At 65.3% G+C, this 10,108-nt stretch carries 11 protein-coding genes; 4 read left to right on the forward strand and 7 right to left on the reverse strand.

Annotated features, from left to right (window positions below; genetic code table 11):
* Window positions 1–6: 6 nt before the first annotated feature.
* The 3 genes from NTY77_12960 to NTY77_12970 all read right to left on the reverse strand — a co-directional run bounded on the left by NTY77_12960 (window position 7) and on the right by NTY77_12970 (window position 4,362).
* Window positions 7–2,004 carry a hypothetical protein gene (locus tag NTY77_12960; GenBank protein ID MCX5796395.1) on the reverse strand — a complete coding sequence of 666 codons (1,998 nt, stop codon included), beginning with the start codon at window positions 2,002–2,004 and terminating at the stop codon, window positions 7–9.
* Window positions 2,005–2,225: 221 nt separating this feature from the next.
* Window positions 2,226–3,191 carry an iron-sulfur cluster assembly scaffold protein gene (locus NTY77_12965; protein ID MCX5796396.1) on the reverse strand — a complete coding sequence of 322 codons (966 nt, stop codon included), beginning with the start codon at window positions 3,189–3,191 and terminating at the stop codon, window positions 2,226–2,228.
* A gap of 10 nt (window positions 3,192–3,201) precedes the next feature.
* Window positions 3,202–4,362, reverse strand: coding sequence for a NifS family cysteine desulfurase (locus NTY77_12970; GenBank protein MCX5796397.1), 1,161 nt, complete (start codon window positions 4,360–4,362; stop codon window positions 3,202–3,204).
* A 307-nt stretch (window positions 4,363–4,669) separates the two neighbouring features.
* On the opposite strand from NTY77_12970, the gene NTY77_12975 reads away from it, so the two are divergent.
* The 4 genes from NTY77_12975 to NTY77_12990 are packed head-to-tail and all read left to right on the forward strand — an operon-like array spanning window position 4,670 to window position 7,722.
* The gene (locus NTY77_12975) at window positions 4,670–6,088 is read left to right on the forward strand and encodes an amino acid permease (protein ID MCX5796398.1); all 1,419 of its coding nucleotides are present in this window, start codon (window positions 4,670–4,672) and stop codon (window positions 6,086–6,088) included.
* Window positions 6,085–6,861, forward strand: coding sequence for an SDR family NAD(P)-dependent oxidoreductase (locus NTY77_12980; GenBank protein MCX5796399.1), 777 nt, complete (start codon window positions 6,085–6,087; stop codon window positions 6,859–6,861). The genes NTY77_12975 and NTY77_12980 overlap by 4 nt, the downstream gene beginning before the upstream one ends.
* Window positions 6,862–6,874: 13 nt before the next feature.
* Window positions 6,875–7,393, forward strand: a complete 519-nt coding sequence (locus NTY77_12985) for a hypothetical protein (GenBank protein ID MCX5796400.1) — start codon at window positions 6,875–6,877, stop codon at window positions 7,391–7,393.
* A 59-nt stretch (window positions 7,394–7,452) separates the two neighbouring features.
* The gene (locus NTY77_12990) at window positions 7,453–7,722 is read left to right on the forward strand and encodes a hypothetical protein (GenBank protein ID MCX5796401.1); all 270 of its coding nucleotides are present in this window, start codon (window positions 7,453–7,455) and stop codon (window positions 7,720–7,722) included.
* 15 nt (window positions 7,723–7,737) lie between these two features.
* Here the strand turns inward: NTY77_12990 and NTY77_12995 are convergent, their stop codons facing one another.
* From NTY77_12995 to NTY77_13010, 4 genes are all read right to left on the reverse strand, one after another.
* A complete protein-coding gene (locus tag NTY77_12995) occupies window positions 7,738–8,016 on the reverse strand; it encodes a peptidylprolyl isomerase (protein ID MCX5796402.1) in 279 nt (92 codons plus the stop codon).
* Window positions 8,017–8,086: 70 nt separating this feature from the next.
* Window positions 8,087–8,845: a hypothetical protein gene (locus NTY77_13000; protein ID MCX5796403.1), complete on the reverse strand. Its 759-nt coding sequence runs from the start codon at window positions 8,843–8,845 to the stop codon at window positions 8,087–8,089.
* Between the two features lie 39 nt (window positions 8,846–8,884).
* On the reverse strand, window positions 8,885–9,337 hold the full coding sequence (locus NTY77_13005) for a hypothetical protein (protein MCX5796404.1): 453 nt from the start codon (window positions 9,335–9,337) through the stop codon (window positions 8,885–8,887).
* 123 nt (window positions 9,338–9,460) lie between these two features.
* Window positions 9,461–9,877, reverse strand: a complete 417-nt coding sequence (locus NTY77_13010) for a hypothetical protein (GenBank protein MCX5796405.1) — start codon at window positions 9,875–9,877, stop codon at window positions 9,461–9,463.
* Window positions 9,878–10,108 lie beyond the last annotated feature (231 nt).

Consider the following 10,108-nt stretch of genomic DNA (forward strand, 5'->3'; position numbering starts at 1 on the left):
CCGAACTCACAAGGACCGGAAGAGCTCGTCGAACCGCGCTTGGTCCTGGCCGAGCAGGCCGCGCGCCCAGCCCCCGTAGGCCTCCCAGAACATGTACTTGACGTTGCGCAGGCCGGCATCGGGCACGCCCGAGCCGCCGCGGCTCATGGCCTTGAGCCGGGCCGACTCCTCCAGGAACACGTCGGTCAGGTGCCTCAGGTGCGACTGCGTGTTGGGCCCGAATGAGGCTCCGGCCGCGAAAGGCAGGAGCAAGGACGGGTGGACCATGCCGGCGCGATCCGCCGCCGCCTGGGGCTGGTTGACGGAATTCGCGAACATGAGCCGCGAGAAGGCCGCCAGGTCCAGGTAGTCGCCGGGTTGCATGCCCTTCTGCCGGGCGCGCTCGGCGATGGTCTGCTCGGCCGCGGCCAGGTCCAGGCGCAAGGCCGGCTCGGAGACGCCGGGCGCCGCGCCGCGCGACAGGCGGTCCGCGTAGAGGACCAAGAAGCTCAGGTAGCGCTCCACCTCGCTGTAGTCGCGCTCGGGCTTGGGCAGGTCCGCGTCGAACTGTCCTCCCCCCGGCCGCTTCTGGCTCTTCCAGGGGATGTTGGCCCCGCGCAGCTCGAAGGACACGACCATGCGGCCGTCCTCCAGCCCCCAGTACCGGAAAGCCACGAAGGCGAATTTCTCGTTGTCCAAGTCGCGGTGGTCGGGCCGGCTGGCCGAAGGCAGGGCCTCGTTGACCAGCCGGTTCACGCGCTCGGAGCGGCCCTGGTGCCAGGGCAGCAGGAAGGGATGAAAGAGGTTGTCGTAGGACTTGACCGCGGCCTGGGCGAAGAGCACGTTGTTGATGAGCTGGAGCATGGACTGCAAGGCCGGCATCTGCCCCTGCAGCACGGCGGGCTCGGCCCTGAGGAAAACGTGGTAGTGGGTCCCGGCATGCCCGGTGTCCGCTATTATGGCTTTGGTCCGGCCGATGGCCTCGCGCGCCGTGGCCGCGGGGTGCTCGCGGTCCGTGACGATCTCGGGCTCCAGATAGCGCGCGAAGGGATGCTCGCCGCGGAAGAGGCGCGGCTCCTCGAGGTGCGGATGCTGGGCCACGTAGGGCGGGGCGCGCGGCGAGCGCTGCAGCAGCCGGAATAGCGGGCCGTCCCAGACCTCGTCTCTGCCGCGCTCGCGCGTCACGGCCGCGTCCAGCAAGGAGACGTACTTGAGCTTGGAGTCCAAAGGCATGTCGTCCCATACGTTCCAGGCGTCCTTGGGACGCAGCACGCGGGTCAGGCGATGGAACTGGTAGGCGGTCCGCTCGACCCAGTTCATGCCGGCCAGGACCTGCGCGACCAAGTCCGGCCGCATCTCCACAGGGCGGTAGTACTCGAATACGCTGCCCGAAGAGTCGCGGGCGTCGCGCAGCGTGAGGTTGCCTTCTTGCTCCTGGTGGATGGCCACGCCGCTGAAACTGCGGCCGGCGGCGGCCTGCACGATATGATCGATGGGCGCGGCCTTGGAGAGCCCCGGCCGCAAGTCTCCACCCGCTTCGGCAGGCTCGGCCAAGACCGCGGGGACGCCTTCCGAGGCCGTCGCCGGGGGGCGCTTCTGGTTGTCGAAGACCGCGGCCGATGCGCCCGAGGCCTTTTCCTCCGCCGCGGGATGCGCGAGCGTGTCCTGGATATCCGCGGTGTTCTCCTGCAGGACTGCGGCGGGCGGCTTTGCCGGGCCGGCTGGGGCTGGCGTTGCGATGAGCGCGCTGGGAGTGATGACGGCAGGGCTCTGGCCCGAGGACCGGACTTCGGGAGCCGGCCGGCTGAGAACGCCTCCGGTCAAGGACGGGGCTGCCAGACTCCCGGTGAGGGAGCCCGCGCTGCCCAGCAGGCTGGGACTCCCGGGCAGGACCACGGGGCTGCCGCTGGCTTCGCGGCCTTCGCCAGTGACGCGCACCGCGTCCGCGGCCAAAAGCCTAGAGGAAAGCAGGAGACCGGCCGCTAAAGCGGCCAGCCCCCCCAGGAAGGGGCGTTTGCGACGCATGTCCTTAGTATAAGAGTTGAACGCCCCGGCCGCCAGGGGGGCTGACGGCCGGAGCGTCCTTTGCGAACGATGAGGAGGAGGCAACGGAACCGGTGTCCGCTAGAACGAGCCTGTTCTCCTCATGCTTTGATGATAGCCCCCGGTCCGGATGATATCGAGGGACTTTTGGGCCTGTGGAGAATAGGACTAAAGACTGCGCCTGAACGGAGCTCAGGCGCTCGTTAAGAGGGGACGACCCGGATGTTCTCGCCGAGCTTCTGCTTCAGGAGGGATTCGATGGCCGAGAGGGTGTTGGTCCCGGCGCTGGGGCAGCCCATGCAGGCGCCCTTGTACTCGATGAAGACCTCCCAGACGCCGCCCTCCTCCTTGAGGTCCACGAGCTCTACGTCCCCGCCGTCCGCGGCCAGCATGGGCCGCAGGTCCTCGCGGAAGACCTGCTCCACGGCCTTGAGCTTGCGCACCAAGGTCATGGAGTTGAAGTCCTTGGTCTCCATCTGCTGGTGGAGCTTCGCCTTCTCCATGGCCGCGCGGGTGTCGCGCAGGATGTCCACCAGGTAGTGCTGGCGCTTCTCGTGGCCGCCGGGCTCGATGCAGGATTTGCAGAAGCCGCCGGCCTTGGTGTAATGGGTTATGTCCTCCACGGTCTTGAGGTCGTTGAGGCGGATGGCATCCACGATGGTGCCCAGGCTCACCCGGCCGCACTCGCACACGATGGTCTCGGTCTCCAAGGAGCGGAGGTCGACGCCCTTGTACTGGGCCACGGCCTTCTTGATGACGTCGTAGGCCATGACGCTGCAGTGCATCTTCTGCGGCGGCACGGCCGGGACGTCGGGCGTGTCGCGCAGGGCCCTCTCCACGTCGATGTTGGTGATCTTGGACGCGGCGTCCACGGTCTGGCCCATGCAGAGCTCGGCCATCATGTCGCTGGAGGCGATGGCCGTGCCGCAGCCGAAGCTCTTGAAGCGCGCGGCCTTGATGACGTTGGTCTTGGGGTCCACCACCCAGTAGAGGCGCACCGCGTCGCCGCAGGACTCGGCACCGTGGTCCGCGACGACGAGCTTGCCGCCGAGCTTCTTGGCGTCCTTCTCGGTCAGCTCGCCGCGGTTGGTGGGGTTGTCCATGCGGGCCGCGACCTTCTTGGAGTAAGCCTCCCAGAGCGCTCCGCCCAACAGGTCCTTCTTGGCCATAGATTCTCCCCTAGTAGCTCGCCGAGATGGCGCGCAGGCGCCCTACGGCCTCGGTGAAGGTCTTGATCGTGAAGTCTATCTCGGCGGCAGTGGTGAAGCGCGAGAGGCTCAGGCGTATGCCGGTGTGCGAGAGCTCCGAGCCCGCGCCGATGGCGGCGATGATGGGGCTGGCCTCCAGGCTCTCCGAGGCGCAGGCCGAGCCGGTGGAGGCGGCGATGCCGTTCTTGTTGAGGTCCCAGAGCAGGGCCTCGCCCTCGACGCCCCGTATGCTGATGAACACGGTGTTGGGCACGCGCAGTTCGCGCCGGCCGATGACCAGCACGTCCTTGAGCTTCAAGAGGCCGTCTTCGAGCCGGTCGCGCAGGCGGCGCACGTCGGAGTCCTCGAAGCCGAGGTTGTCCACGGCGAGCTCCAGCGCCAGACCCATGCCCACGATGCCGGCGGTGTTGAGGGTGCCGGCGCGCTTGCCGGACATCTGCTCGCCGCCGTGCAGAAGGGGCGGGAGCTTGAGTCCCTTGCGGATGAAGAGGGCGCCGATGCCCTTGGGGCCGTGGAACTTGTGGGCGCTCAGGGAGAGGAAGTCCACGCCCGCGTCCTGGACGTCCACCTTGAGCTTGCCTATGGCCTGGACCGCGTCGGTGTGGAAGAGCACGCCCTTCGCCCGGCAGAGCCGGGCGATTTCCTTTATGGGGAAGATGATGCCCGTCTCGTTGTTGGCCCACATGACCGAGACCAGGGAGGTCTTCTCCGTGATGGCGCGGCGCACGTCTTCGGCCTCCACGCGCGCGTCCTTGTTGACGGGCAGGAAGGTGACCTTGACGCCCTGGCTCTCCAGGAACTTGCAGGTGTTGGCCACGCAGGGGTGCTCGACCGAGGTGGTGATGATGTGGTTCTTCTCCCCGTTCTTGATGAGGTCGAAATAGACGCCTTTGAGCACTGTGTTGTTGCTCTCCGTGGCGCAGCCGGTGATGAGGATGTCGTCGTCCTCGGCGGCGTTGAGCCCCTTGTAGAGGCGGTTCATGGCCACGCGCAGGTCGGGGTGGACCTCGGTACCGAAGCTGTGCAAAGAGTTGGGATTGCCGTACTTCTCGCAGAAGTAGGGCTCCATGGCCTGCTTGACCATGGGGTCGACGATGGTGGTCGCGTTGTTGTCGAGGTAGATGCGCTCCATTAATCCTATTCTATCATTTGGCCCTGCCCTGTAAACGCTTTTCCTCGTCGGAACCGGTACAAGTCATGCCGGATTATCAGGGTTGGATATATCCCCGACTGCGGCGCGCTGTCGCGCGTCGCAGTCGCGCGCTGAAAGCGCGCAAGAGCCGAGTCGGAACGCTCAGCGCCGAGTTATCCACGGACTCTGCCCGGGCAGAGTTGCTCAGGTCGAGGACTTATCCACCGACTTGCCCCGGGGCAAGTCCATGAAAGCTCGTCCTCCGAGCCGGACTCCGAATTGTTCCCGATATGATAATATCGCCCTCATGAACGAAGCCCCAGGCGACGGCCTAAAGCGGGAACTGGGGCTCTTCGACTCGACCATGATCGTGGCCGGCTCCATGATCGGCTCGGGCGTCTTCATCGTGAGCGCGGACATCGCGCGCACGGTGGGCGGCGCGGGCTGGGTCCTGATGGTCTGGCTCATCACGGGCCTGTTCATGGTGACCGCGGCCGTCAGCTACGGGGAGCTGGCCGGGATGATCCCCCACGCCGGCGGGCAGTACGTCTACCTCCGGGAAGCCTACGGGCCCTTGGCCGGGTTCCTCTACGGCTGGACGCTCTTCTTGGTCATCCAGACCGGGACCATCGCGGCCGTGGCCGTGGCTTTCGCCAAATACACGGGCGTGCTCATCCCGTGGTTCTCCGAACAGCACATCCTCTTCGCGCTGGGGCGGTTCCACATTTCGGCCGCGCAGCTCCTGGCCATCGCGGTCATCGCTTTCCTGACCATCTTGAACCTGCGCGGCCTCAAGCTGGGCAAGCTGGTGCAGAACCTCTTCACCGTGACCAAGATCGCCTCGCTCTGCGGGCTGTCGCTGCTGGTCTTCTACGCCCTGCGCCACGGTCCGGCGTGGTCCGCGAACTTCCAGGACGCCTGGCAGGCCTGGTGGCAGCGCTGGGAAGGCGGCCAGGTCGTCTCCACGGAGCCGCTCTCGGGCTTGAAGCTGTGGGCTGCGGTGGGCGTGGCCATGGTGGGCTCGCTGTTCTCGGCCACGGCCTGGGAGAACATCACCTACACGGCCGCGGAGGTGCGCCGGCCGGAGCGCGACATCGCGCTGGCCTTGGTCCTGGGCACGTCCTTGGTGACCCTGCTCTACCTTCTGGCCAACGTGACGTACCTGGCGGCCTTGCCCTTGGACGCCATCCGCGGCGCGCCGTTGGACCGGGTGGCCACGGCCGCGCTCTCCGCGCTCTTCGGCGCGCCGGGCGGCGTGCTCATGGCCGCGCTCATCATGGTCTCGACCTTCGGCTGCAACAACGGGCTGATCCTCTCCGGCGCGCGGGTCTATTACGCGATGGCCAAGCACGGTCTCTTCTTCAAGAGGATCGGCCGCTTGAACAAGAACTCGGTGCCCGGCGCGGCCTTGGTCTTGCAGGGCATCTGGGCCGGGCTGCTCTGCCTCTCCGGGGCTTACGGGGACCTGCTCGATTACGTCATCTTCGCGGTCATCCTGTTCTACGCCATGACCGTGGCGGGGATCTTCGTGCTGCGCGTCAAGCGGCCGCAGGCGCTACGGCCGCACAAGGCCTGGGGCTATCCTCTGGCGCCGGCCTGCTTCCTGTTGGCCGCGGCTGCCATCGGCCTGGACCTGCTGATCTACAAGCCGGTCTACACCTGGCCGGGCCTGGGCATCGTGCTGCTGGGCATCCCGGTCTATTTCCTGCGCCGGAGGTCCGCATGAGCCATCGGGTCCTGATCACGGGCGCGACTTCGGGCCTGGGGAAGGAATTGGCCATGCAGCTGGCCCAGGAGGGCTTCCTGTTGGCTCTGACCGGGCGGCGCGAGGACCGCTTGAACGAACTGGCCGCGGCGGTCAAGGACGCGGGCGCGGGCGGAGCGCTGGCTTTGGCGGGCGATGTGACGGACGTGGCGGCCGTGCAGAGGCATCATGCGCTGATCATGGAGCGCTTCGGGGGCTTGGACTGGGCGATCCTGAACGCGGGGGTGTCGAGGTCGTCGGACGCCAAGGAGCGCTTCAGCGCGGACGATTTCCGGCTGGTCTACGGGGTGAACGTCTTCGGGATGGCGAACTGGATCGAGGCGGTCCTGCCGGGCATGCTCAAGGAGAAGGCGGGGACGATCGTGGGCGTGGCCAGCGTGGCGGGGTATCGGGGCATCCCGCGCTCCGCGCCGTACAGCTCGAGCAAGGCGGCGGTGATCTCGCTGCTGGAGTCCCTGCGCGTGGACCTGCGGGGCACGGGGGTGAGGGTGGTGACGGTCTGTCCGGGCTTCGTGCGCACGGAGATGACGGCGAAGTGGCGCGACGAGGACATGCCGTTCTTGATGGAGCCGAAGGACGCGGCGCGGGAGATGATCGCGGGGATCAAGGCGGGCCGCCGGGTGGTGGATTTCCCGTTCCCTTTCTCGACGGCGGTCAAGTACGTGGTCAGGAACATGCCGGGCTGGCTCTACGACCGGGTGGCCAGCCCGGGCACGAAGCGCCGGGCGAAGTGAATCGCTTTACTCTATGAACCGCCACTCTCATATTCGAGGTTTGCTGTTGGCATTCTGTGCTGCGACCATATTTCCCCTCGTGGCAAACGGCTGGGAGGTGAAGGTCCAGGATGTGGACCGACGGATGAAGGAGGCCAAGCGCCGCTGGTCAGAGGCAAATGGCAACCGGGCCGTTCAAGCCATCCTGCGTGATGCCAAGCAGGTCAAGAAGCCGGGCTGGGTCCAAAGGATTCCTGCCGGCTCGGCCAGCATCTATTGGTCGGAAACCTATGGCGGCAAGACCTACCATTTTAGTGCCAGTTACGCTAAGAGTGTGAAGAATCTGAACAATCCAGGCCTGTTCTTTGCGGCCGCTCAAAATGCGGCGCTCTCAGAATTAGCAAAGGTTCTTGGCACGTCGAATACAAGCACGGAAGACATGGCTCCGTTCCCCTCCTCACGAATTCAAGATGTTGTCTGGGGCACGGTCGCCATCGATTGGTATGCGTCCAAAGACGGCACACTGTATGCCCTGCTGGTGGCTCCGCGCTGACCCGCCGGCAAGGGGCCAGTGGTAGCTCGCAAATACGCCCACCAGCCTTTTGTCATGGAGTGGCGGAAGTCCGGCACCGCAAGGTGGTGACGGTCTGCCCGGGCTTCGTGCGCACCGAGATGACGGCGAAGTGGCGCGACGAGGACATGCCGTTCCTGATGGAGCCGAAGGACGCGGCGCGGGAGATGATCGCGGGGATCAAGGCGGGCCGCCGGGTGGTGGATTTCCCGTTCCCGTTCTCCACGACCGTGAAGTACGTGGTGAGGAACCTGCCGGGCTGGCTCTACGACCGGGTGGCCAGCCAGGGCACGCGCAGGCGCGCCAAGTAGGGCCCGCCGGGCCCGCTAAGTGCGGCTGGTAATCTCTATGAGGTGGTATCCGAACTGGGTCTTGACCGGGCCTTGGACCTTGCCGACCTCGGCGCTGAACACGACGCGGTCGAATTCGGCGACCATCTGACCGGGGCCGAACTCTCCCAGAGCCCCGCCTTGCCGGCCCGAGGGGCATTTGGAGTGCTTCTTGGCGACTTCGGCGAAATCAGCGCCGGCTTCGATCTGCTTCTTGAGGGTCTCGCACTCGGCCTGGGTGGGCACGAGGATGTGGCGCGCTTTGGCTCTGGGCATATGCCCTCCGGTTGAGGCGGATTCAAATCAAGGCCCGACATGTTATCAAAGCCGCCGAGCGTATTCAACGTCAGTGGCTCTGTCTGGCGGCTCTGTGCGGGAAGGCGAGGATGCAGGCGCCGATGAACAGGAGGAGGGTGGCCGAGGCGGTGTAGCGGCTCAAGGCCATGCCCCCGGCGCTGTGGGGCTTGTCGAGGAGGTCGCCGACCACGGCGCCGAGGGGCCGGGTGAGGATGAAGGCGGCCCAGAAGAGGACGGTGCGGGATATCTTGGTGCGGTAGTAGGCGGCGGCGACCGCGGCCAGGAGCGTACCGAAGACCGCGGCGCCGCCGAGGTAGCCGAGGCCGGCGGTGTCGGCGGTCCAGTCGCCGAGGGCGGTGCCGAGGGTCTGGGAGAACATGATGGTGACCCAATAGAAGAGCTCGGCTTTGGGCGTGCTGACGGTGTCTACGGACACTGAGCCGAGGGTGCGTTTCCAGACGGACAGGGACGCCATCAGCAGCAGGAAGAGGATGGCGGTGCCTCCGGCATAGCCGATGCCCAGCGAGCGGTCGGCGAAGTCGGCCATGGTGGTGCCGACGGTGGTGGTGGCGATGATGGTGGTCCAGTAGAGGACGGGGTGGAAGCGTTTGGCGCGGATCTGGGCGAAGACGGCGATGAGGAAGATGGCGGCGAAGATCGCCGTGCCGACGACGTAACCGAGGTTCATGGACATGGAGACCGCGTCGCCGGCGGTCTCGCCGAGGGTTGTGGCGAAGATCTTGATGATCCAGAAGAGGAAGGTGACTTCCGCGACTTTGCTCATCCTTGGGTCTGTCTCAGCTTCCATTGGGTCCTCGCTGCGGGATTCTTCTTTATATTGTACCACTCAGAAGATGGGAGCGGTCTCCTTGTAGAAGTCGTCGAGGGTCGGGGTCCTTTTGGCAGGGCCGGACAATTCTCTGAGCAGGCCTTCCCAGCCGCAGAAGTGGTGGTTGGTGGCGCGCAGCGCGCCGCGGCTGTCGTAGAACACGGCTCGGTCCCATTCGAGGCCTTCGTCGTGGGTGTCGTGCTCGGCCGCGATGAACCAGGAGCCGTCGGGGAAGCGGAACGTGACGAGCTTGGCGTCGGCGACTGGTTCGGGGGCTTTGGCCTCGCCGGGGAGGCCTTGCTGGAGGTCGACGGCGGGTAGGCTGCGGATGTCGTCTTTGCAGGCGGCAAAGCGCGCTTTCCAATCAGCGACGAAATGGTGGGCTGAGTAGGCGCGGATGCCGACGAGGATCAGGATCAGCGCCGTGACTATTGCGAGAATCCGGCCAAGCCAGGTGAGGATCCTCTTCATATCCCGAATCACAACGAGGTCATTGCCTTTCTACCAAGCCTTAACGAAACGCTGAGCCGCCGCCGGGCGCATGGGCCGACCGCTTGAGCGGGCGGCTCATGCGAATGTTAGACAGTGCATTGTTCAATAGTCGCCCTTTCTCAGTCGGGCCAGCGCCTCGTCCGGCGAGCCGGACTCATCGAGAATCTGGCGGAAACGTTCTTGCGTTAGGAGTTCCTTGTCGTATTGGACATCAAAGGTGCTCGATCTCTCCGAAGCCACATAGTAATTGGCGGGGTCGAACCCCGCCGGCTTGCCGGCCAAGTGGCGAGGCGGCACAATGAAATCAGCTTTCTTGAGCAAGACGCGGATGCCCACAACGCCCCAACAATGGGCCATCAGTGACTTCATCCCCGGGGAATCGCTCGCCAAGGGACCAAAGGATCTCACGTCCCGGCTGAACTCAGGCAGTTCCCTTGCCGCTTTGAGCCACTCCCTGGCTGCGACCACGGCATGTACTTGATTAAGATTCAAGTTCGGCTTGACCTCGTTCCTGGGCAAGCCGATCTCGTCAGCAGACAAGAGGGCCAAACCAAAGCAGACCTCTCTGATTTCTTTTAGGCGAAGAGGAATTGGAGGGGAACCCTTGAGACGCTTGTTTCGCCCATTTTGTTAGGGCCGGGGAAATTTCCATCAGCCGATCTCCAGCGCCGTGTAGACGCTCACGGGTAGCCCCATGTACTTGAGGATTTCCTTGTGCTGAACCGTAAGGCCCTGAAACTGTCGGTGGAC

The sequence above is a fragment of the Elusimicrobiota bacterium genome, assembly GCA_026388095.1.
Classification (GTDB): domain Bacteria; phylum Elusimicrobiota; class Elusimicrobia; order UBA1565; family UBA9628; genus UBA9628.

Bases quoted from the DNA above. Each gene is read 5' to 3' on its own strand.
- NTY77_13005 (MCX5796404.1), bottom strand. From the start codon at position 9,337: ATGAAGAGGATCCTCACCTGGCTTGGCCGGATTCTCGCAATAGTCACG.
- NTY77_12960 (MCX5796395.1), bottom strand. From the start codon at position 2,004: ATGCGTCGCAAACGCCCCTTCCTGGGGGGGCTGGCCGCTTTAGCGGCC.
- NTY77_12975 (MCX5796398.1), top strand. From the start codon at position 4,670: ATGAACGAAGCCCCAGGCGACGGCCTAAAGCGGGAACTGGGGCTCTTC.
- NTY77_12985 (MCX5796400.1), top strand. From the start codon at position 6,875: ATGAACCGCCACTCTCATATTCGAGGTTTGCTGTTGGCATTCTGTGCT.
- NTY77_12965 (MCX5796396.1), bottom strand. From the start codon at position 3,191: ATGGCCAAGAAGGACCTGTTGGGCGGAGCGCTCTGGGAGGCTTACTCC.
- NTY77_13000 (MCX5796403.1), bottom strand. From the start codon at position 8,845: ATGGAAGCTGAGACAGACCCAAGGATGAGCAAAGTCGCGGAAGTCACC.
- NTY77_12995 (MCX5796402.1), bottom strand. From the start codon at position 8,016: ATGCCCAGAGCCAAAGCGCGCCACATCCTCGTGCCCACCCAGGCCGAG.
- NTY77_12980 (MCX5796399.1), top strand. From the start codon at position 6,085: ATGAGCCATCGGGTCCTGATCACGGGCGCGACTTCGGGCCTGGGGAAG.
- NTY77_12970 (MCX5796397.1), bottom strand. From the start codon at position 4,362: ATGGAGCGCATCTACCTCGACAACAACGCGACCACCATCGTCGACCCC.